This is a genomic window from Flavobacterium frigoris PS1 (assembly GCF_000252125.1).
Classification (GTDB): domain Bacteria; phylum Bacteroidota; class Bacteroidia; order Flavobacteriales; family Flavobacteriaceae; genus Flavobacterium; species Flavobacterium frigoris_A.
The window spans coordinates 1-24491 of sequence record NZ_AHKF01000028.1; the positions used below are offsets into that span (position 1 = coordinate 1).

The 24491-nt window shown below is 33.1% G+C and carries 20 protein-coding genes and 2 pseudogenes; 21 read left to right on the plus strand and 1 reads right to left on the minus strand.

Annotated elements, in window-relative coordinates:
* From HJ01_RS15670 to HJ01_RS15765, 21 genes and pseudogenes are all read left to right on the plus strand, one after another.
* The coding region (locus HJ01_RS15670; RefSeq protein WP_040474059.1) for a TolC family protein at positions 1-1660 on the plus strand (1660 nt) is incomplete at its 5' end.
* A gap of 2 nt (positions 1661-1662) precedes the next feature.
* Positions 1663-3507 (plus strand): heavy metal translocating P-type ATPase, encoded by a 1845-nt coding sequence (locus tag HJ01_RS15675; RefSeq protein ID WP_007139470.1) that lies wholly within the window; start codon positions 1663-1665, stop codon positions 3505-3507.
* A gap of 56 nt (positions 3508-3563) precedes the next feature.
* Positions 3564-4757: an efflux RND transporter periplasmic adaptor subunit gene (locus tag HJ01_RS15680; protein ID WP_007139471.1), complete on the plus strand. Its 1194-nt coding sequence runs from the start codon at positions 3564-3566 to the stop codon at positions 4755-4757.
* A gap of 640 nt (positions 4758-5397) precedes the next feature.
* Entirely contained in the window at positions 5398-5715 is a 318-nt protein-coding gene (locus HJ01_RS17400) for a DUF6660 family protein (RefSeq protein ID WP_238531100.1), read from the plus strand.
* 148 nt (positions 5716-5863) lie between these two features.
* Positions 5864-10186, plus strand: coding sequence for a CusA/CzcA family heavy metal efflux RND transporter (locus HJ01_RS15685; RefSeq protein ID WP_007139473.1), 4323 nt, complete (start codon positions 5864-5866; stop codon positions 10184-10186).
* Between the two features lie 9 nt (positions 10187-10195).
* On the plus strand, positions 10196-11473 hold the full coding sequence (locus tag HJ01_RS15690) for an efflux RND transporter periplasmic adaptor subunit (protein ID WP_007139474.1): 1278 nt from the start codon (positions 10196-10198) through the stop codon (positions 11471-11473).
* A gap of 221 nt (positions 11474-11694) precedes the next feature.
* Positions 11695-12162 carry an MgtC/SapB family protein gene (locus tag HJ01_RS15695; protein WP_007139475.1) on the plus strand — a complete coding sequence of 156 codons (468 nt, stop codon included), beginning with the start codon at positions 11695-11697 and terminating at the stop codon, positions 12160-12162.
* 259 nt (positions 12163-12421) lie between these two features.
* Positions 12422-12814, plus strand: a complete 393-nt coding sequence (locus tag HJ01_RS15700) for an STAS/SEC14 domain-containing protein (RefSeq protein ID WP_007139476.1) — start codon at positions 12422-12424, stop codon at positions 12812-12814.
* Between the two features lie 70 nt (positions 12815-12884).
* Positions 12885-13772, plus strand: a complete 888-nt coding sequence (locus tag HJ01_RS15705; protein ID WP_007139477.1) for a bestrophin family protein — start codon at positions 12885-12887, stop codon at positions 13770-13772.
* A 5-nt stretch (positions 13773-13777) separates the two neighbouring features.
* Positions 13778-15811: a heavy metal translocating P-type ATPase gene (locus tag HJ01_RS15710; protein WP_007139478.1), complete on the plus strand. Its 2034-nt coding sequence runs from the start codon at positions 13778-13780 to the stop codon at positions 15809-15811.
* Between the two features lie 376 nt (positions 15812-16187).
* Positions 16188-16568 (plus strand): ArsR/SmtB family transcription factor, encoded by a 381-nt coding sequence (locus HJ01_RS15715; protein WP_007139479.1) that lies wholly within the window; start codon positions 16188-16190, stop codon positions 16566-16568.
* Positions 16565-17203, plus strand: coding sequence for a mercuric transport protein MerTP (gene merTP, locus HJ01_RS15720; RefSeq protein WP_007139480.1), 639 nt, complete (start codon positions 16565-16567; stop codon positions 17201-17203). Before HJ01_RS15715 ends, merTP begins: the two co-directional genes overlap by 4 nt.
* A gap of 181 nt (positions 17204-17384) precedes the next feature.
* On the plus strand, positions 17385-17738 hold the full coding sequence (locus HJ01_RS15725; protein ID WP_007139481.1) for a heavy-metal-associated domain-containing protein: 354 nt from the start codon (positions 17385-17387) through the stop codon (positions 17736-17738).
* Positions 17739-17744: 6 nt separating this feature from the next.
* On the plus strand, positions 17745-19403 hold the full coding sequence (gene merA, locus HJ01_RS15730) for a mercury(II) reductase (protein ID WP_007139482.1): 1659 nt from the start codon (positions 17745-17747) through the stop codon (positions 19401-19403).
* A gap of 61 nt (positions 19404-19464) precedes the next feature.
* Positions 19465-19743, plus strand: a pseudogene (locus tag HJ01_RS15735) (heavy metal translocating P-type ATPase); the annotation flags it as partial.
* Between the two features lie 103 nt (positions 19744-19846).
* Positions 19847-20179, plus strand: a complete 333-nt coding sequence (locus HJ01_RS15740) for an ArsR/SmtB family transcription factor (RefSeq protein ID WP_007139484.1) — start codon at positions 19847-19849, stop codon at positions 20177-20179.
* Positions 20180-20198: 19 nt separating this feature from the next.
* A complete protein-coding gene (locus HJ01_RS15745; protein ID WP_007139485.1) occupies positions 20199-20669 on the plus strand; it encodes a DUF6428 family protein in 471 nt (156 codons plus the stop codon).
* Between the two features lie 25 nt (positions 20670-20694).
* Complete coding sequence (locus tag HJ01_RS15750; RefSeq protein ID WP_007139486.1) at positions 20695-21327, plus strand: low molecular weight phosphatase family protein; 633 nt, start codon at positions 20695-20697, stop codon at positions 21325-21327.
* A gap of 2 nt (positions 21328-21329) precedes the next feature.
* Positions 21330-22400, plus strand: coding sequence for an ACR3 family arsenite efflux transporter (arsB, locus tag HJ01_RS15755; RefSeq protein ID WP_007139487.1), 1071 nt, complete (start codon positions 21330-21332; stop codon positions 22398-22400).
* A 39-nt stretch (positions 22401-22439) separates the two neighbouring features.
* The gene (locus HJ01_RS15760) at positions 22440-22868 is read left to right on the plus strand and encodes an arsenate reductase ArsC (RefSeq protein ID WP_007139488.1); all 429 of its coding nucleotides are present in this window, start codon (positions 22440-22442) and stop codon (positions 22866-22868) included.
* A 135-nt stretch (positions 22869-23003) separates the two neighbouring features.
* Positions 23004-23618 (plus strand): class I SAM-dependent methyltransferase, encoded by a 615-nt coding sequence (locus HJ01_RS15765; RefSeq protein WP_007139489.1) that lies wholly within the window; start codon positions 23004-23006, stop codon positions 23616-23618.
* Positions 23619-24040: 422 nt separating this feature from the next.
* On the opposite strand, the pseudogene HJ01_RS17405 reads toward HJ01_RS15765, so the two are convergent.
* Positions 24041-24491 (minus strand): annotated as a pseudogene (locus HJ01_RS17405) (heavy metal translocating P-type ATPase); the annotation flags it as partial.

Here is a 24491-nt window from a genome sequence, read left to right on the forward strand (position 1 = left end):
TTTCAAATCAGTAAGGCAGGGATTATTAATTTATTCAGCCATTCCATTATCAATGATTGGTGGAATATTCTTTCTAGCAATGCGCGGAATGCCTTTTAGTATTAGTGCAGGTGTTGGGTTTATTGCTTTATTTGGTGTGGCAGTTTTGAATGGTTTGGTTCTAATCGCCGAATTCAACCGCATAAAAAAATCAGGCGAAACCGATTTGAAAGCTATTGTTTTACAAGGAACTAGAATACGTTTACGCCCCGTGTTAATGACAGCACTTGTTGCATCACTAGGTTTCTTACCAATGGCGCTGAGTAACGGTTCGGGTGCGGAAGTGCAAAAACCATTAGCAACGGTTGTTATTGGTGGATTGATTGTAGCCACATTTCTGACCTTATTTGTTTTACCAATTTTATACATTATGTTCGAAAAAGGAATTAAATTAAAATCAAGAAAGATAAAATCCATTACAACAATCATCGTGTTCGGAATGTTTTTCTCTTTTCAAAATGGGAATGCACAAGAAAAAATTTCAATAAATAAAGCAGTTGAAACCGCATTGCAAAATAATCTAAAGGTTAAAAACCAAAAATTAAATTCTGAATATTTACAAAAACTGACCAAGACAGGATATGACATTCCAAACACAGGTATTATTAGCGAATATGGACAGTTTAATAGCATTGTGAATGACATTAAAATTGGAATTTCACAAAGCATTAAATTTCCAACGGTTTACTCTAGGCAAAAACAGCTTTTAATAGAAGAGTCCAAAACTGGCGAATGGAACGAAGCTTTACAAAGAAAAGAATTGACCAAGCAAGTTACAACCGTGTTTTATGAAATGGTTTATCTCAAAGAAAAAGAACAGATATTACTGAAAAGTGATAGTATCTATTCGGATTTTTTAAGAAAGTCAGTCCTACGTTTTGACAAAGGAGAAAGTAATATTTTAGAAAAAGTTACAGCCGAAAACCAAGCGGGACAAATAAAAATACAGTTACAAGAATTGCAAAGCGATTATAAAATACGCCAAACACAATTCAAATATCTATTGAATGACGATAAAGATTTTATGCCAGTGTGGGATAAGTTCAAAATGACTTTCGACGAAAAACTCGATGAGAATGCAATTGAAAATCAGCCAAGCATAAAACTAAAGGAACAAGAAGTAAAAATCAATGAAGCCGAAATTGCTGTAGAGAAATCAAAGAAAATGCCAGAGTTAATTGGCGGAGTGTATTGGCAAACTTTTAAAACCAATACTGCTTTTCAAAACAGTTACAATGGTGTTTACGGACAATTTGGCTTAGCACTTCCTTTATTCAATTCATCAATCAACAATAGGAAAAAAGCATTGGCAACCAAAACACAAATCGCTGAAAATAATATGGGATTTGAAAAATTGAAACTGCAAAACCAATATCACAATGTATTGCAAGAATATCAAAAAAATAAAACTACCATTGATTATTACGAAACCAAAACGTTGAAAAGTGTTGATATAGTAACCAAAGCTGCCAACGATAAATTCAACAATGGTGACATTAATTATTTAGAATGGGTAATGCTAATCAATCAAAATACCCAAATTCAGAGTAATTATATTGAAGTCGTTAGAAAGTTAAACAATAGCATTATTGAACTTAATTCATTAACTAAAACTGAATAACCATGAATTACACAAAAACCTTCTTTTCACGTCAGTTTCTTTGGGAAATTGTACGGATCATAACCGTTGGTCTTGCGAGTTTATTCTTTTATCTCGACTTTATTCAACTACTCATTTTAATAGCCACAATGGCTTTTGGTCTTTATTCATTAGTAAAAGTTGCGGTACTGGATATAATAAAAGAAAGAAAAATAGGTACCGAATTATTTATAACCATAGCTGTAATTATTTCTGTTCTCGGTAAAGAATATTTGGCAGGTGCTGTCGTACTTATGATTATTCTTATTGCAGAATATATTGCAAGTGCCAGTACCGAAAAAGCAAGATCGTCGATTAAAGAGTTGATAGGTTCAGTGCCAAAGACCGCTATCGTAAAAAAGAACAATGCTGAACTAATAATAGAGATAACTGATTTAAAAATAGGCGATATTGTCCTGGTGAAAGCTGGAGAAAAAATTCCTGTGGATGGTAAAGTAATTTCCGGTTCAGGTTCTGTTAATCAGGCACCAATAACAGGCGAAAGTGTGCCGCAAGAAAAAACAGTTGGTAGCGAAGCCTTTGCCGGAACAATACTGGAATTAGGGGCACTGGATATTGAAATGACAAAAGCAGGTGTAGATACTGTTTTTTCACGAATCATTTCATTGGTAGAGGATGCAGAAAGTCAACAGGCACCTATTGAAAAATTTACAGACAAAGTGGCTTCCTGGCTTATTCCTGTAGTATTTATTTTTGTTGGTACAGTTTACTTTTTTACCCGTGATGTTAAACTGGTTATTGCATTGCTGATTTTTACCTCTCCTGCTGAATTAGGTTTAGCAACACCATTGGTTACCATTGCGGCCATTGCACGTGCTGCCAGAGAAGGTATATTGATAAAAGGAGGTTTGTTTTTGGAGGAGCTTGCGAAAGTTACTACTATTGTTTTTGACAAGACTGGAACATTGACAATTGGAAGTCCCATCGTGAATAAAGTTGAAATAATAGATCCTAATTATAATGAGCAAAATTTAGTTCAATTTGCTGCTACAGTTGATAGACGTTCCAGCCATCCATTAGCAAAAGCAATCCTAAGTTACGCAGATAAATTAAAACTTACCTATGGCGAACCAGAAAATTTTGAGGTTATAAAAGGACGAGGGGTTTCTGCAAAAGTTCAGGGCAAGTCTATTTTATTAGGAAATAAACTTTTTATGGAGGAAAATAAAACTCCATTATTTAATTCTTCTGAAAATGTAACGGATACTGTTATTTACCTTTCAATCGAAAGTAAACTGGCAGGTATTTTTTATATCTCAGATGCCATTCGTGAAGGTGCAAAAGAAATGATTCAAGGCTTAAGAAAAAGCGGCATAAAAAACATTGTGATGCTTACAGGTGACAATCCCGAAACTGCAAAGTATGTTTCCAATCAAATAGGAATAACAGATTACAGAGCCAATTTATTACCTGAAGATAAAATTAACATCATAAAAGAACTACAAAAAGATGGTTCCAAAGTAGCAATGGTCGGGGATGGAATTAATGATGCACCAGCTTTAGTACAAGCAAATATTGGTATAGCTATGGGTGCAATGGGTACAGAAACTGCAATGGAAGCAGCTGATATCGTTCTAATGCAGGATAAATTAGAAAAAATTGCAAAGGCACGCGCTATCAGTAAAAGAGCCTATCGCACCATTCGCGAAAATATTTTTGTGGGTGTTGGGGTTGTTCATGTCATTGGAATTACCCTTGTCTTACTTAAAATAATTGGACCAATTGAGGCAGCAGCTATTCATTTGCTCCCCGACACTTTAGTGTTTATTAACTCTATAAAGCTCCTTCGCATTAAGATTGATGCATAAATGATTATCAATAAAATTTAAACAGCAAACCGTTTCTTAATATCAAAATAAATAAAATGAAATCAAATATTCACAACCCGAGCTATAGCAAACAGCCAAAGCAATATCAAAATATAAAAATCATGACTAAAAATACAATCCTCACAATAATTGTAATTGCATTCCTTTCTTCTTGTGGTAATAAAAAATCAGAAAGCGAAGCGGAAGCGACACCCCCTATCGCAAACACGACGACACTTACCGATGCACAAGTTAAAAATGCAGGTATTCAAACAGGCAAAATGGAGCAAAGAGAAATTTCTTCAACATTAAAACTGAACGGAAAAACAGAAGTTCCACCACAAAATTTAGTATCTATAAGTGTACCAATGGGTGGTTATTTAAAAAGTACCAAATTGTTAGAAGGAATGTATGTAACCAAAGGACAAGTTTTGTGTGTGGTGGAGGACCAACAATATATCCAACTGCAAGAAGATTATCTTTTGGCCAAAGCAAAAATCGGATATGCTAAAGCTGAATTTGAACGTCAAAAAGATCTTAATCAAAGCAAAGCCAGTAGTGATAAAGTGTATCAACAAGCACAAGCTGAATACAATTCACTATCTGTAATGGTACAATCGTATGGTGAAAAATTAAAATTCGCAGGAATTAATCCAAATAGTCTATCTACAAAAAATATTTCAAAAAGTATTAATATATATTCACCTATAAGCGGTTATGTATCAAAAGTAAATGTAAACACAGGAAAATATGTAAATCCAAGCGATATTTTATTTGAAATTGTAAATCCTTCAGATATACATTTAGCATTAACTGTTTTCGAAAAAGACATCAATAAACTGGCTATTGGTCAATCGGTATTAGCTTATACCAATACTAATCCAGAGAAAAAATACCCATGCAAAATCGTTTTAATTGGTAAAGATTTTTCAGAAGAGCGAAGTACCGTAATAAACTGCAACTTTACCAATTATGATAAATCTTTATTGCCTGGTATGTATATGAATGCAGAAATTGAATTAAAAAGCCAGCAATCTAATGTTTTACCATCGGATGCTATACTAAGTTATGAAAACAAAAATTATGTTTTTGTTGCCAAATCCAATAAGCAATTTGAAATGAAAGAAGTAAAAACAGGAAATACAGAAAACGAATTTACAGAAATTGTTTCTGATGATTTGAATGAGGCAACCGTTGTGATAAAAGGGGCTTACGCGCTTTTGATGAAAATGAAAAATGTGGAAGAATAAAAAACGTTAAAGTACATTATGAGACGACAAAATATTTAAAATCTAAGTCTTTGATTCATAAGGGATGTTTGTTTTAAAAAGCAAACATCCTTTTTATTTATACATATGTATATAACATATTTCTCAAAAACACGAAAGTGAATCAACAAATTCCAATTTGAAGAAATAGAAATAAATCCAAATACGATTATTAAAATAAATGTATGTGTTTTTCGAACAGCCGTCCAATTTAATTATTTTTATAAGACACTACCTTTTATAATTTGGTTTTGACACTAATTTTAAACGTAATATAAACACAATAAATTACAAATTTAAATAAATATAATAGTGATATCTACTTTCATAATCGATGACTAGTGTATGCGGTTTATATATTTACTTTAATCTATGTTACTCTACCACCTTATTGATATCTTACTTTTGTCTACGTACTTTAGTGTCTATGGGGAAAATATCCAGTCGTCATTTAGTGTCATAGACATAAATTTGTATGTAATTAATCTCTAAAGATGTAAAATCAAAACTTGATGTAATTAGAACTCCATTTTTATTATGCGAAAAATATCTTAATTAAATCTTAAGCAAATCAAAATAGATAAATCTAAAATTTATAAATTTTATTATTACTTTTACAATCTTGAAACTTACAAACGCCATATTGTCAATTATTATTCTGATTCTTTCCTGTATGCCTTGCGCAGATATGGAAACAGTAACTTCGTATAATAAAGCAACAATTAGTATGCAGTCAAGCCAACATCAAGATAAAGATGCTTGCTCACCTTTATGCATTTGTAGCTGCTGTGGTTGCCAAGGCTTCGATTACAATTCAATTTATGTATATAATCTCTTTTCTGTCAAAACAATAATTGACAAAAAAGTACCAGAATACAAATCAATTTTCACTTCCAATTTCTTCGGAAGTATTTGGCAACCGCCACAAATTAATGCTTAATTTTTTTTTTTATTAATGATTAAATGAATAGCGATTAATGACTTGTACATTAATCAAACTAGTCTTTTTCATTAATTACTTTACCGTATTTGATAAATTCAAATGCTGTGATTTATAAATCAATATTAAACATTAATCCTTTACAATAGTGTTAGACAAAATCATCCATTTTAGTATAAATAATAAATTCATCATTGGTTTGATGACTTTATTTCTCATTATTTGGGGAGTTTGGAGTGCATCCAAATTGCCCATCGATGCAGTACCAGATATTACAAACAATCAGGTACAAATCATTACGCTTTGCCCTACTTTGGCAGGACAAGAAGTAGAACAGTTAGTAACGTTTCCAATAGAACAAAGTATTGCAAATCTTCCTGATTTAGAAGAAACCAGAAGTATTTCTCGCTTTGGTTTATCGGTAATCACAGTCGTTTTTGATGATGATGTCAATATTTATTTTGCACGACAACTCATTAGTGAACGACTTAAGGAAGCCATTAGTCAAATACCTCAGGGCATCGGGACACCCGAATTAGGACCAGTAAGTACTGGGCTTGGCGAAGTGTATCAATACATTTTACATCCAAAAAAAGGTAGCGAAAAGAAATACTCTGCTATGGATTTGCGTACCATGCAAGACTGGATAGTAGCGAGACAACTAAACGGAACACCCGGAATTGCCGAAATAAATAGTTTTGGTGGTAAACTAAAACAGTATGAAGTTGGTGTTAACCCTAATCGTTTAAGAGCAATGGGTGTAACGATTCCCGAAATTTTTACAGCTTTAGAAAAAAACAATCAAAATACGGGTGGAGCATATATTGACAAAAAACCAACTGCCTATTTTATTCGTGGTGTAGGTTTAGCCACTTCCTTAGAAGACGTTAAAAATATTGTTGTAAAAAGCAATCCAACTGGTGTTCCAATTTTCATAAAAGATGTTGCCGATGTACAGTTCGGTAGCGCAGTACGATATGGAGCAATGACTTACAACGGAAAAGTAGATGCAGTTGGAGGAATTGTTATGATGCTTAAAGGAGCCAATAGTAATGAAGTCGTACAAAGGATTAAAGACAAAATGATCATCATACAAAAATCATTACCTGATGATGTAATTGTTGAACCATTTATAGATAGAAGTACATTTGTAAACCGTGCCATTTCAACTGTTGAAAAAAATTTAGTCGAAGGAGCATTAATTGTAATTTTCGTTTTGGTATTATTCCTTGGGAATTTACGAGCTGGGCTTATCGTAGCTTCTGCAATACCACTATCGATGTTATTTGCATTGGGTTTGATGAAAGTTTTTGGAGTAAGTGCTAACTTAATGAGTTTGGGGGCAATTGATTTTGGTTTAATTGTAGATGGTGCCGTAATTATTGTGGAAGCCTCTTTGTATTTTCTAGAACACAATAAAAGCAAAACGAAACTCACTCAAATTCAAATGGATGTTGCGGTTGAAAACAGTGCTAAAAAAATGATGAGTAGTGCTGCCTTTGGTCAAATTATCATAATGATCGTATACTTTCCTATCCTATCTTTAGTAGGTATCGAAGGAAAGATGTTTGGCCCAATGGCAAAAACGGTTTCCTTTGCAATTATAGGCGCAATGATACTTTCATTAACCTACATTCCTATGATGAGTGCGTTGTTTTTACCGAAACACATCAGTCATAAAAAGACATTTTCTGATAAAATGATGGATTTTTTATATAGCAAATATAAACCACTTTTAGAAAAAGTGATTGCTATAAAATACAAAGTCGTTGGTATTACTGTCGCTTTATTATTGGTTACATTTTTTATTTTTAGCAAAATGGGAGGTGAATTTATTCCCACATTAGCTGAAGGAGATTATGCTTTTGAATTTAAAATGCCGATCGAAACTTCTTTATCCCAAAGTATCGAAACCTCGATGCAAGGCGCAAGAATTGTAAAACAATTCGATGAAGTAAAAATTGTAGTTGGCAAAACTGGCGCTGGAGAAGTACCTACAGATCCAATGCCGCCAGGAGCGACTGATATGATGATAATTCTGAAACCGCAAGACGAATGGAAATCAGGTAGATCCTATGATGAATTGGGTGACGCTATTGAAGAAAAATTAAGCGTGATTCCAGGGGTTTTTATCGAAAAAAGTCAACCTATTCAAATGCGTTTCAATGAATTAATGACGGGAATCAAACAAGATGTTGCCATAAAAATATTTGGAGAAAACTTGGATAGTCTGTCCGTATATGCAAAAAAAGTAGAAAGTGTAATAACAAATATAAAAGGAGTTTCTTCTCCACAAGTAGAACAAGTGGCCGGATTACCACAAATAAACATTGAATATGACCGATTACGTATTGCAAATTATGGTTTAAATATTGAAGATATCAACAGTATTGTAAGTACGGCTTTTGCAGGAAAAGCAGCAGGGGTTGTATACGAAGACGAGCGAAAATTTGATTTGGTAGTGCGATTAGATAGTACCTCAAGAAGAAGCATCGATGATGTGAATAATCTATTAATACCAATATCAACTGGAAACCAAATTCCCTTATCGCAAGTTGCGAAAGTAGACTTTAAACTAGGCCCTGCACAAATAAGCAGAGAAGCAGGAAAGCGCAGAATTGTTGTTGGCTTTAATGTACAAGACAGAGATGTGCAAAGTGTGGTACAAGAAATTCAAGCCAAATTAGCGAAAGATGTAAAATTACCTTCCGGTTATTATTTTACTTATGGTGGAACATTTGAAAATTTACAAAAAGCAACCAATCGTCTATTGATTGCCGTACCAATATCATTACTGTTAATCTTTATGCTCTTGTATTTTACATTCAATTCTATGAAACAAGCAAGTTTGATATTTTCTGCAATCCCTATGAGTGCTATAGGGGGCGTATTTGCTTTACTTCTTCGTGGAATGCCTTTTAGTATTTCTGCAGGGATTGGTTTTATCGCTTTATTTGGAGTAGCAGTATTAAACGGAATTGTACTGGTAGGCACCTTCAACCAACTCGAAAAAGAAGGTTGGGATGATGTTATAAAACGCGTTATCGAAGGGACAAAAATAAGATTGCGACCGGTATTAATGACAGCTACTGTGGCTTCGTTAGGTTTTTTACCAATGGCATTATCGCACAGTGCAGGTGCCGAAGTACAAAAACCATTAGCAACTGTCGTAATTGGAGGATTGCTTTCAGCTACGTTTTTAACCTTATTTGTATTGCCTTTACTTTATATTATATTCAACACAAAAATGAATTTAAAAAGAAAACCAAAAGTGAAATCAATTGTAACTATTTTAGTTATTGGATTGTTTCTTTCATTTACTAGTGGTCAAGCACAATCACGAAAATCTATTGATGATGTATTGAATATGGGTTTAAAGGAAAATTTACAATACAATATCAATCAGTCCCAAATCTCAAAAAATCAGCTATTGATAAAAGGAAACAAGGAATTTCCCAAAACAGGCATTTTTGTAGAAAATGAAGATTTGCGTCCTTCTGATAAAACAGGTGTTTGGAAAATTGGCTTGCAACAAAGTTTCTATATGCCGCAAGTAAATCAATCCAAGAAAAATTATTACAAAGAGCAAACTAAATATTTTGAAATAAATAAAGATGCAATCAATACAGAACTGAAAAAGAATATCCGTTCTGTATACTATCAATTATGGTATTTACAGGACAAGACAGCTTTGTATCAACGATTAGACACTATTTATATTGGTTTGTTAAAAACAACTGTCTTAAAAGTAAAAACTGGAGAAAGTGCCGGTATCGAAAAAATTTCGGCTAATGTAAAACTAAAGGAAATTGAAACAAATATCACTCAACTTAAAAAAGAAATGCTGGTACAGCAACAAGTATTGATGCAATTGTTGAATAATTCCGAAATAATCTTACCACTGGATAACTCTTTAGAAAAATTAAAATATAGTTTACAAAGTACATCAGAAAACCATCCGAATCTTCTTTTATTACAGCAAAATGTAGCTATTGCCAATAGTGAAATCGCAATCCAAAAAAGTAATCGCTTGCCAGAGTTTTCTGGTCGTGTTTTTTCACAAAAATTATATGGTGTTGAAGATCCATATACTGGTTTTTCATTTTCAACTTCATTCCCAATATTTGGAAGTGGTGCCAATAGAAATAAAATAAGAGCGTCTAAAACCGAAAAAGAAGTACAAGAACAAAAGTTGCAATATCAAACGCAAATACTAAAATCTTCTTTAGTACAACGTCAAGTAGAAGTTGAGAAAAGCGTGTCGGGTTTGCAATTTTACGAAACTTCAGGATTGCATCAAGCAGAAGAAATTATTAAAGCAGCTAACCAATCCTATCAAGCAGGAGAAATTAGTTATTCAGACCTTTCTTTATATTTAAGCCAAGCTATTGAAATTCGAAAAAATTATTTAGACAATTTAAATGCGTACAATCAAGCGATTATAGAATACAATTATTTTACAAACAAATAAAAATAAAAAATGAAAACTTTTAAAACAAAACATAAGAATTACTTGTTGCCATTTGCTTATAGTTTACTACTTATGGCATTTTTTACTACTTTAATTGCTTGCGGCAATAAGGAAAAAACAGAAAACATTGAAGATCCAAAAGTTGAAAGTAAAGAAGCTGAATCTACAATTGCCTCACTATCAACCGAACAGATAAAAACAGTAGATATACAATATGGAAGTATTGAACAAAAGCAATTATCGGCAACTCTCAAAGTCAATGGCGCATTACGTGTTCCTAATAATTATAAAGCCAATGTAACTTCGTTGTATGGTGGCGTTATAAAAACTATAAATGTACAATTGGGCGATTTTGTAAAGAAAGGACAACTAATCGCTACAATTGCTAATCCACAATTCATACAATTGCAGGAAGAGTATTTAAGTACTACCAGTAAAATAATATTTGCAGAACAAGAAGTAGCAAGACAAAAAGAGCTTAACGAAGGAAATGCAGGAGCATTAAAAAATTACCAGAGTGCTAATGCAGAACTAAAATCAATGCGAACTCGCAGAGCTTCTTTACAACAACAAATCCAATTAATGGGTATCAATCCTAATAGTTTAAATAATAGTAATTTGCGTTCGGCATTATCGGTTACAAGCCCTATAAGTGGCACTATCAGTAATGTATTTTCTAATATTGGAAGCTATGTTGATGTTTCTTCACCTCTTGCCGAAATTGTAGATAATTCTCAATTACATTTAGATTTAAACATATTCGAAAAAGATTTGCCATTGATAAAAATTGGACAAATAATCCATTTTAGAATTACCAATAATTCGGGAGAAGATTATAATGCTAAAGTATATTCAATAGGTGCAGCATTCGAGAATGAAAGCAAAAGTATACCAATTCACGCCACCGTTCAAGGCAATAAATCAGGATTAATAGACGGGATGAATATAACTGCAATTGTAAGTTTAAATGATGTTACAACAACTGCAATTCCAAACGAGGCTATTGTGAGCACAGATGGCAAAGACTATATTTTTGTTGTTATCAACAATCAGGCAGCAGAGGAAAAACCCGAAGGTGCTAAAGTAAAAAACGAAAACGTAGCAAAAAGTAAGATAAAAGAAACTGAAAATGTCAATTTTGAAAAAATTGAAGTTGCAAAAGGCGTTTCTAATATGGGATACACTGCAATAACATTAGTAAAAGACCTTCCGGCAAATGCAAAAATTGTTATAAAAGGTGCATTCTTCGTAAATGCAAAATTGACAAATAAAGGAGAAGAAGAATAAAATTTTATTTATATGTATTAACTCCTGTAATCTCTACCCTAAAAAATAGAGATTACAGGATTAGTTAACACTTTAATTTTCAAAAATATTATGTAGCACTTTACATTGGGTATGTTTTTTTTTGGGGAAAATAACGGTAATAGACTTAGAAGAAAACCATTAAAAAATTATAGCCTATAATAATCTACTTTTTAAAAACACTTAATTTATAAAAATTAATAATGGATATAAATGCGGAATTAATTATAGTTTCAAAACTTATCATTTCCTTTTTTTTAGGAGCTTTCATAGGTTTTGATAGAGAAAGACACGGTCAGGATGCTGGAATTAGGACTTATGCAGCCGTTTGTATAGGAGCAACCTTGTTTACAGCTATTACAGCCCATTTGGTAAGTAACCCAGCGGATACTTCAAGAGTAATTGCAAATATTGTAACAGGCGTTGGTTTTCTAGGTGCTGGAATTATTTATCGTAATAACAGTGTAGGAACATCTCACGGGTTAACAACTGCGGCTACAATTTGGTGCACTTCAGCAGTAGGTGTTGCTGTGGGATTAAATATGTTCATAATTTCTATAGTCGCATCATTAGCCTTGTATTTTTTACTTTCATTACATCATCAAAAATGGTATTTAAAATGGAAGCAAAAAATGGTACATGAGTACGTAAAAGAAAATGATGATAATTAAATATAACTAATATTTCATCTTAAAACTCTACTTCTACTAATGCTTAAACTATAAATTCATTAAAAAAAAGAATTTACTCATACTAGTAATTAGGTGTAAATAAATTATGGCTTATTAAATAGTAAAAATAAAATTTGAATACTCGACAAAATGAAAAAATAAATGTTTTTGATTAAGATTTACAACAACTTATAAGAGAAATTAAACAACTAATGAATTCATAGTAAAAGAACTTCTATAAACTTTAAAAATATTAATTATGCTACAACTTTTAGATTTTACAGGTAAAAATATCATAGCTACAAGAGCTAATGATTTATTAGGCCTTAGAGATTATGAAAAAATACACCCATTCATTCATAATATAATAGGTACAGGAGAAAAAGTTCGATGGTACTTTGAAATGGATGACGGTTCTATTTCTAATTCAACTGGCTTTTGGGAAGATGGTATACTAGAATTTAATTATGGAAAAATGAATTTTAAACATACTACAGATATAGAAAAAATTGCTTTAGTAGGTACAAAAAAATGGGAAAACTGTATGCGTTCAATTATGAAACCATTTACGAAAGCAACAGTTATGTATTTTGACTTGCCTGACAGAGAAAAAGCAAAAGAATGGATTATAAATTCAGATGAATATTTTTAATTTTTTTTTAAAATATTAAATTAAAAATCTATTTACTACCTAAAAAAGTATAAACACAATAATAAATATTATGCTTGTTAAAAATAATTACAATTCGATTTTATATTTTTTAAAATATATGTGGTTTGATATTTTAATCATAGTAATATATGCTATTATTATTGGGACTATAGATCATAACACATTTCTTAAAAAAATATCAATTCCGTTACCAATAACAGCTATTACAGGAACAATTGTATCTTTATTGTTAGCATTTCGAACTGCACAATCTTATGATCGCTGGTGGGAGGCAAGAAAAATATGGGGTGAAATCGTCAACGATTCAAGAACTCTTATCAGACAAATAAAACAATTTCTACCAAATACTGATAGCGATAAAGAACTTATAGACTTTGCTGAAAGACAAATTATATGGTGTTATGCCTTATCAGATAGCCTACGAAAAAAACAATTCTCAACAATTGTTGCTTTATATTTAGAAAAGAATAAAATAAAAGCTAATAATATCCCTGCAAAATTACTAAATGTACATTGTGAACAGTTAGCTTCACTAGCAACAAAATTTAACTTAAATGATAATAAGCAAGTACAGATTGACACGACAATTTCAAGATTAAATGATGCAATGGGAAAATGTGAACGAATTAAAAATACAGTTTTTCCAAAATCATACAGTCTACTAATTCACTTTCTTATATATGTTCTTGCATCTATACTACCATTTGGCTTGGATGATAATTACCCTATTCTCGAAATTTTATTAACTATAATTATTCCTTTATTATTAATTGCTGTAGAACAAACAGCAATTATTATGCAAGACCCCTTTGAGAATCAACCTACAGATATACCAATGACTACGCTATGTGAGGTGATAGAAAATAACATTTCAGAAATTATTAGCAATAAAGCTATTGAACCTCCTAAAAATACTAAAACTTATTATTTAAAATAAAACATATGAAAAATACTGAATCACAACACCACCACAAATATGATGCAAACGGCAAACAGCTTTGTTGCACACTTGAAGAAAAAATAAATAGAATAACCGATAATCAAGCGGGATGTTGCACCGTTGACTATAAATCTGAACATGCTGATGATGATGGACACGACCATTCAGGAGACGACCGCACTACATTTCAAATGTTCTTGCCTGCAATCATAAGTTTTATATTTTTAATTGTTGCAATTGGTTTAGACAACTATTTTACACCAACTTGGTTTGCTGGTTATGTAAGCTTATCCTGGTACTTAATAGCCTACTTACTAGTAGGTTACCCAGTGCTGAAAGAAGCGTATGAAAGTATACGGAAAGGAGAAATATTTTCAGAATTTTTTCTAATGGGTATTGCTACTATTGGAGCTTTTGCCATTGGCGAATATGCAGAAGGTGTTGCAGTAATGTTATTTTATGCTATTGGCGAAATTTTTCAAACATTGGCAGTTCAAAGAGCCAAAAAGAACATCAAATCGCTGTTAGATCAAAGACCCGACACAGCAACTGTAATGGAGGGGGAAAATGCCGTTTCTAAAAAAGCGTCAGAAATTACTATTGGAGAAATTATCCAATTAAGACCTGGTGAAAAACTAGCTTTAGACGGAAAATTACTTTCAGACAATGCATCATTAAATACAGCAGCTTTAACAGGAGAAAGTAAACCGGATACCAAACAAAAAGGAGAAATTGTACTTGCAGGTATGATTAATCTGAACAAAGTTGTACTCGTCGAAGTTACCACAGCATATACGGACAGCAAATTGTCCCAAATATTACAAATGGTTCAGGATGCTACGGCTAAAAAAGCACCAACCGAATTATTCATTAGAAAATTCGCCAAAATATATACTCCAATAGTTGTAGTATTGGCAATCGGAATTTGTTTACTCCCAATGCTATTTGTCGAAAACTATAATTTCAACGATTGGTTGTACAGGGCATTAATTTTCTTAGTTATCTCCTGTCCTTGTGCATTGGTTATTTCCATTCCATTAGGTTATTTTGGTGGTATTGGAGCAGCAAGCAAAAACGGAATTTTGTTCAAAGGATCCAATTTTCTTGATATAATGGCATCTATCCAAGTGGTCGTTATGGACAAAACAGGAACATTGACCAAAGGCGTATTTCAAGTCCAAAAAGTAGTAGCAGTAGGTATTTCTGAAGATGATTTAGTAAAATATACAGCAGCACTCGAAACCAAATCTACCCATCCGGTCGGAACTGCCATTATCGAATATGCCAAAGGGTCAGAAAAAAATGCAACCGTTACCGATGTCGAAGAAATTGCAGGACACGGGCTAAAAGGAAAAGTAGATGGAAACGAAATCTTGGCAGGAAATATAAAACTGATGAAGAAATTCAACATTAGTTATGATACCGAAATCGACAATACGCCATTTACAATAATCGTTATAGCAATCAATCAAAAATATGCGGGATACTTTTTAATTGCCGATGAAATTAAGGAAGATGCGAAAGAAGCTATAGAAAGTTTACACAAAATAAACGTAAAAACAGTAATGCTTTCAGGCGATAAACAAGCAGTTGTTGATGCTGTTGCCAAAGAACTAAACATTGACCAGGCCTATGGCGATTTATTACCCGAAAATAAAGTAGAAAAAGTCGAAGAACTAATATCCCAAAACCTTAAAATTGCCTTTGTGGGTGATGGGGTTAACGATGCACCCGTCGTTGCCCTTGCCGATGCAGGAATTGCAATGGGTGGTTTAGGCAGTGATGCCACTATTGAAACGGCAGATATTGTCATTCAAAACGACCAGCCTTATAAAATTTTCACGGCAATAAACATCGGTAAAAAAACCAAACAAATCGTGTATCAAAACATTGGTTTAGCATTTGCCGTAAAAGCAATTGTTTTAATTCTTGGCGCTAGTGGTTTAGCTACTATGTGGGAAGCCGTTTTTGCTGATGTTGGAGTGGCTTTATTGGCTATTTTGAATGCCGTTAGAATTCAGAGGATGAAGTTTTAAAGTTAGTTATTATTCAAAAAGGGATGCTTATTCTAAAGAATAAGCATCCCTTTTTGTTAGTCAAAGACCCAATACAATAAATAATGGCAGGTGAAAATGTTTTTTTCTAAAAAGCATCTGAAATTACTATTGGGCAAATCATACAATTAACACCAGAAGAAAAACTAACCGAATTATTCATTAGGAAGTTTGCAGAAATTTAGACCCACAATAGTCATTTTTCTGGCAATCAGTAGTACAAAAAATAAATTCACTTCGAAATTAAGATGGTTTTTAAATAGCCGTTGTTAAATTCGCATTAAAACATTTAAGCAATTGCTTAAATAATAATATAATTAACTACATTTGTACCATATTAATTTAATACTTAAAAAATATGGACGTTAATCAATCTTGTATTAGGATTTTGGCAGATACAGAACAAATCAAGGAGTGCAGGAACAAACTAAATGCTAATGCCAATGCTTTTGAGCAGTTGAGTGGGCTACTGGCGTTGGCAGGGAACGAGGTACGACTGAAAATCATGTTTCTTTTAGAAGAAGAAAATGAACTCTGCCCATGCGATCTTGCCGATATTTTAGGAATGAGTATTCCTGCTATCTCACAACATCTTCGCAAAATGAAAGATGGCAATGTAATTGAATCAAGGCGCGCAGGTCAGACTATTTTCTATTCTCTAAAATCAGAACAACTACAATTACTCCGTCCCTTTTTTAAATATATTATTAATCAAGATTCAAAAGAAGAACTCGTATGAAAACCAAATTTAAATCGGAAAAACTTGCAGGAACAAGTATCTTGTCAGCGACAGCATCTTCATTGTGTTGTATTACACCAGTTTTGGCCCTTATTTCAGGAGCAGGAGGCATTGCATCATCTTTTTCGTGGTTAGAGCCTGCAAGACCTTACCTTCTTGGTTTTACAGTTTTGATCCTTGGCTTTGCTTGGTATCAAAAGTTAAAACCAAGAACCGCAGAAGATATCCAGTGCGCCTGTGAAGAAGATGAAAAACTATCATTCTTACAATCAAAACTGTTTTTGGGGATAATAACTGCTTTATCAATAATGATGATGGCTTTCCCATATTATGGACAAATTTTCTATCCAAAAACTGACAAACAACTAATTGTCGTTTCATCGGATAATACAAAAGAAGTAAAATTTAATGTGAGTGGAATGACATGCACCACTTGCGAAGAACATGTTGAAAATGAAGTAAACAAACTGCCCGGAATTATCAATGTTTCCGCTAACAGTATAGATGCAAATGCATTTATAAAATTTGACAACACTAAAACAAACAAAGAAGCCATCATAAAATCCATCGATGCCTCTGGATACAAAGTGTCAAGCGAAATAGCAACATTATCAAATTCGTTTCAAGGAAAATAAGGCCTATTTGTAACCAAAACAGTTGCAACTAATTGATAAATATTCTTTAATCGCTCAAAAAACGATTGTAATAAGGAGAAATAATCAAAGCTTTTTTAAAAGAAAAATTAGTTTACATATTCCCTAGAAAGGTTGTTTTTTAAACTCAAATGATAATTTGTAAACTTCTAAATAAACTTCAATGAAAAAATATTTTCTAATACCACTATTCGTACTTATCCTGTTTTCTTTTCAAGTAAATGCGCAATGTTGTCATCCCATTGAACAACAATCAAATCTCGAAAAATCAAATCAGCAAAAAATAAAAATGCTTAGATTAAAAATCACAGGTATGACTTGTGCAGGTTGTTCAAATCATGTTTCAACGGCTCTTAAAAACATTGACGGTATTATAGAGCAAACTATTGAATATCTTGGAGATATTGCTACAACTAAATATGATGCATCCAAAACAAATCCTACTGAAATAAAAAAGGCAGTTGAAAAAGCAGGATATAAAGCAGAAATTATCAATGAAATAATAACTAAAAAGTAAGCGTAAATGAAAACATCAACTATAAAACTGGACATCACAGGTATGACCTGTGACCATTGTGCAAAAGGAATTGAAAAAATGCTTTTCGAAAAAGAAGGGATAACGCAAGCAAACGTTAGCTATCAAAACGGCAGTTGCGAATGTTCATTTGACCCTTCTAAAACTGGTAAGGAAAAAATTATCAATACTATCAATACCACTAAAGATTATAAGGTACAACCTGAAACCCTTGATATATCAAATGTGCAGGATGAAAATAATTTTGATTTAATAATTATCGGTGGAGGTTCGGCGGCATTTTCAGCAGCAATCAAAGCCGAAAGTTTAGGACTATCTACATTAATGGTAAATGGTGGTTTAGATTTTGGAGGAACTTGTGTAAATGTAGGCTGTGTTCCTTCTAAAACTCTTATTCGTGCAGCGGAAACAGCGTATCACGCAACACATTCCAATTTTTCAGGTATCAAACCCAAAGGGGTTGAGATAGATTTTACACAAGTAATCAAAGACAAAAAACAATTGGTCGCAACGCTCCAAGAAAAAAAATATATGGACGTGGTAAGTGATTTTAAAAACCTGAAAATGCTAACGGGTTGGGCCGAATTTTTAGATCCTAAAACCATTATGGTAAACCGCAAAGAAAAGTATACCGCTCTGAAATTTATTATTGCCTCAGGAGCAACCACCAATATCCCGAGCATTGAAGGGCTAAACGAAGTGGGGTACTTGACAAATGCAACACTTTTTGATGTAGAAGAGAGACTCGAAAGCATCACCATTATGGGTGCTGGCTATATTGGTTTGGAAATAGCAATGGCATACAATCGTTTAGGCGTGAAAGTCCGTATTATTGAGTTTACTGATAGACCTCTAAGAAGCCAAACAAAGGATATTACAGATGTTTTAGAAACTCAGATGAAAAGTGAAGGGATTGAAATTTTACCAAGCTTTAGAGCTATTAAATTTGAAAAAACAGGTAATGAAACAGTTATTCATTGCAAATGCCCTGATGGTTCATTTACACAAATTATCGAAAAAGGAAAAGTGGTCGTAGCATCTGGCACAAAACCGAACACACAAAAATTAGGGTTAGAGAGTATCGGGTTAGCACTCACCAATAGCGGACACGTTTTGGTAAACGAAAAAATGGAAACCAATTTGCCCAACATTTATGCCGTTGGGGATGTAGCGAACACCCCCACTTTTGTATACACAGCCGCTTATGAAGGTGAAATTGCAGTAGAAAACGCATTTACGGGAGCTAACAATAAAACTGATTACTCTTCCTTACCTTGGGTTGTTTTTACAGATCCACAAATTGCAGGAACTGGAATTGATGAAATAGAAGCTGAATCAAAAGGTATTCCTTTTGAAATATCAAAATTGGAACTTAAAGATGTACCAAGAGCAATAGCTGCAAACGATACCAGAGGGTTTATTAAATTGATCCGGAACATCGAAACGGATAAATTAATTGGAGCAAGGGTTATTGCTCCAGAAGGGGGTGAATTAATACAACAATTAAGTATGGCAATCAAGTATGGAATAACGGTTAAAGAATTAGCCGAAAGTTTTTATCCATATTTGACTTTAGGAGAAGGAATAAAACTAGCAGCCATTACTTTCGGAAAAGACGTTTCAAAATTGAGTTGTTGTGCGAGTTAAATAAAGATAAAAAGTGTAACTATCAATTCTATATCATGCACCAATAGTTGTCGATGCTTGAATCGCAATGGGTGGCTTAGGAAGTGATGCCACCATCGAAACTGCCGACATTGTAATTCAAAACGACCAGCCTACTAAGATTTTCACAGCAATAAATATTGGTAGAAAGACCAAACAAATTGTCTATCAAAACATTGGTTTGGCATTTGCAGTAAAGGCTATTGTTTTGGTACTCGGAGCAGGAGGATTAGCCACAATGTGGGAAGCCGTTTTTGCTGATGTTGGAGTGGCTTTATTGGCTATTTTGAATGCCGTTAGAATTCAGAGGATGAAGTTTTGATTTAATTTAAAAACCTCCTTGAAAATAAAAAAGCAAAATTTGAAATACAATTTTGTTTTTTTTATAATTTAATATCGTAATATTGCAATATAAATATATTGCAATGGGGATTACAAAAACAGACCGCTTTACAGAGCAACAAAATAAACTGGCAATTTTAGCCAAAGCACTAGGACATCCAGCACGCATTGCCATTATCGAATACTTACTCAAAGTAGATACTTGCATTTGTGGTGATATTGTCAACGAGTTGCCATTGGCACAACCTACGGTTTCGCAACACTTAAAAGAATTAAAGAATGCCGGCTTAATAAAAGGAAACTTCGAAGGTAATTCTATTTGCTATTGCATCAACGAATCGGGATTTGAAAAAATAAAAGGTTTCTTTCAAAACATTTCCAATCATTTGGACAAAAACAAAAAGCAATGTTGTTAAAATTTTAAATAAAAATAGTATGAAACTATCACAAGTAAAAAACATCCTAAAAACGGTGGAAGCAGTAAATTTTAACTTACCAGACGGAACTACCGTACCGGAACATTTCCACGTTACCGAAGTGGGTTTAATTACTAAAACCTTCATCGATTGCGGTGGAACAGTACGAAAAGAAAACGTTATCAATTTCCAGTTATGGGATGCCAATGATTTTGAACACCGTTTAAAGCCTCAAAAATTGCTAAACATAATCGAATTATCGGAGAAAATATTGGGTATCGAAGATTTCGAAATTGAAGTCGAATACCAAGCGCAAACTATTGGTAAATACGATTTGGATTTCAACGGAAACGATTTTGTTTTACTAAACAAACAAACCGCCTGTTTAGCCCAAGACCAATGTGGCATTCCCACTGAAAAACCTAAAGTAAGATTGTCAGAAATGAATAATGAACCTAGCTGCTGTACTCCTGGTGGAAGCTGTTGCTAATATATTGATTATAAACTAAAAAAAAATGACCTTAACTAAGACTATCCTATTTCCAGAAATCGAAAATGTAATTACTACTTTAAACTTCGAAAGCATTTCTGAAGAACGTAAAATCGTTTTACAGCCTCTAGTGGAATATATTCACAGTAAAGCGAGTAAACAACTAGATATAAGACTCAATTTAATTTGCACACACAATTCCAGAAGAAGTCATTTGTCACAAGTATGGGCACAAACAGCGGCAGCCCATTATGGTATAAAAAATGTATTTTGTTATTCTGGTGGAACTGAAGCAACAGCTATGTTTCCTATGGCAGCCAAAACATTGGCAAAACAAGGCTTTAAAATCAAAACCATTGCCGAAGGGAAAAATCCAATTTACACCATTAAATACGCCAGTAACGAACACCCAATTATTGGTTTTTCTAAAACCTATGATGATGATTTTAATCCGCAAAGTGAATTTGTAGCAATTATGACCTGTTCTCAAGCTGATGGTGGTTGTCCATTTATTGCTGGTGCCGAAAAACGTATTCCAATTACTTTTGAAGATCCAAAAGCATTTGACAATACACCACAACAAGCAGAAAAATACGAAGAAAGAAGTTTACAAATAGCAACTGAAATGTTTTATGTTTTCTCACAAATAAAAAAATAAATATGTCAGCAAATAATTGTGCACCCGTAGTAGAACGAAAAAAACTAAGTTTTCTGGATCGTTTTTTAACACTTTGGATATTCCTTGCAATGGCAATTGGAGTTTCAATTGGTTATTTCATACCATCCAGTAGTGATTTTATCAACTCCTTTTCAAGTGGTACAACTAATATTCCTTTGGCACTAGGATTAATCTTGATGATGTATCCTCCATTAGCCAAAGTAAAATACGAACAAATGGGAGAAGTATTCAGAAACACAAAAGTGTTGGGAGCTTCATTATTTCTAAACTGGATTGTTGGCCCGATATTAATGTTCTCTTTGGCATTATTGTTTTTAAACGGCTATCCTGAATATATGATTGGTGTTATACTTATCGGGTTAGCTCGCTGTATCGCAATGGTTGTCGTATGGAACGATTTAGCCGATGGAAACCGTGAATATGCAGCTGGATTAATTGCTTTGAACAGTATTTTTCAAGTCTTGCTGTACAGTATTTATGCTTATGTTTTTATTACAATTTTACCTCCTTATTTTGGCTATACAGGTTTTGAAGTAAACATTAGCATCGGACAAATCGCCGAAAGTGTAGGTATCTATTTAGGACTCCCTTTTGCTCTTGGAATTATCAGTCGTTATGGGCTTATTGCAGTCAAAGGTTCAGAATGGTTTGAAAATAAATATGTCCCTTTTATTTCGCCAATAACATTAATAGCATTATTGTTTACCATCGTTTTAATGTTTAGTCTTAAAGGCGAATTAATCATTCAAATACCTATGGATGTAGTCCGTATTGCTATTCCGTTAGTTATCTATTTCCTAATTATGTTCATCATTAGTTTCTTTATTGGGAAATATTTTGGTGCCGATTATTCAAAATCTACAGCCATAGCATTTACGGCAACAGGAAACAACTTTGAATTAGCCATTGCAGTGGCCATTGGAGTATTTGGCATCAATAGCGGTCAAGCGTTTGCAGGTGTAATTGGTCCGTTAGTTGAAGTGCCTGCTTTAATAGCATTGGTTAATGTGGCCTTTTGGTTCAGAAAAAAATACTATACCAAAACAGTTTAATGTAAATCGACAAATTCAGTAATAACTAAACCAATAATTATGAAGAAAAAAGTTTTATTTCTCTGCATTCACAATTCGGCAAGAAGTCAGATGGCAGAAGCTTATTTAAAAAAAATTGGCGGTGATAAATTTGAAGTAGAAAGTGCTGGACTAGAAGCGGGCAATCTCAATCCCTTTGCTGTTGCCGTGATGAAAGAGGAAGGCATAGACATTTCCAGCAACCAGACCAATGACGTATTTGATTTTTTCAAACAAGGAAGACTTTACCGTTACGTGATTACCGTTTGCGATAAAGAATCATCTGATCGCTGTCCCATATTTCCGGGAATGAGCGAGAAAATAAACTGGTCTTTTTCTGACCCTTCTTCTTTTACTGGGACTGAAGAAGAAAAATTACAAAAAACAAGAAAAGTCCGTGATCAAATAAAAGAGGCGGTACAGGACTTTGTGAAACAATTGAAAAGATAAGCTTGATGAATTAGGGCAATGAGTGTTGTTTCTAAATAAACGACAGAGACTTATATTGTAATAAAAGCTGCTTATGCCCTTTTGATGAAAATGAAGAATGTGGAAGAATAAAGATCTTAAGTAAAAATTAAAAATATGGAAAATAATAAATCACATTGGGAAAATGTTTTTGCAACTAAAAATCCAAATGAAGTAAGCTGGACACAAAAATATCCAAAAACGGCTATGAATTATTTAGAAAATTTAAACCTATCAAAAACGGCTAATATTATTGATATTGGTGGAGGAGATAGTAATTTAGTAGACGTCTTATTAGAAAAAGGATTTCAAAATATTTGGGTTTTGGATATTTCAGAATTTGCTTTAGAAAGAGCAAAACAGCGTTTGGGAGATAAAGCTGATTTAGTTCATTGGATTGTTGCAGACATAACAGATTTTAAACCAGATGTGAAATTTGATTTTTGGCATGATAGAGCCGTTTTTCATTTTTTAACAAGTGAAGCGAGTATTGATAAATATAAAACCACAATAGAAAATGCAGTCAATAAAGAAGGTAACTTTCTATTAGGAACTTTTTCAGAAAAGGGACCTTTAAAATGTAGCGGACTAGAAATAAAGCAGTACTCTGAAAATTCAATGAAGCAGACTTTTAGCGAAAGTTTTGAAGCTGTTAAATGTTTTACAGAAAATCATACTACACCATTTAATACGGTTCAGAACTTTCAATTTTGTGGGTTCAAAAAAATATAATTAATGGAATATAAACATGAAACAAATAGCAAATAACTTCGTTGCGCACTTGAAGAAAAAATAAAGGAAAAAACCAATAATTAAAAGGGATGTTCTGCCCATTAAGTATAAAATTTTACATTCTCACGATTACGGTCACCAACATTTTGTAACTGTTAAAATTAAAAATCAAAAATCGTCTCAGCATTAGAAAACTACGGTCAGCATTTAGTACAATGGGAGAAAATTGCTGTTTCGGTAATATTGTTTTGAGAAACTGGGCTAAGTATTAGATAATTCGCTCTCTAATTGCTTTTCATTCTGTTTAAAAATACTAATTACAAATTGTAGTTTATTAATCTAAGTCAATTTTTAAGAATTAATGGATTGTATTGAAAACAAACTCAGTAAGACACAAGGGCATACTGAGTTTGTTGTTACAATCATTTTTTGCAAATTTTTCTCTTCAATAACTGAGCATTGATAGCAACAATAATGGTGCTTAAACTCATAAATACAGCCCCGACGGCTGGACCTAAAACAAACCCAGAAGAATAAAATACTCAAGCAGCACATGGAATGGTAACCACAATAGTGCCAGTAGTCCATACCAAGTTTTGAATCATTTTACTATAAGTCGCTTTTCCAAATAAAATCAAATTGGCAATATCCTGAGGGTAGAGGGTAACTATTAACCAAATAATATCTGCCGTTTCGGCTGACACATCGGTACCGGGACCAACAGCAATCACAAGATTTGCTTGTGCCAATGCAGTAGCGTCATTTACTCCATGACCATTCGTGGCCACAAATTCTTTTTTAGATTAAAGTTCTTTTACAATTTCAACTCTTTGATTTGGGAGTACTTCTGAATAGTAACCGTCCAATCCCAAT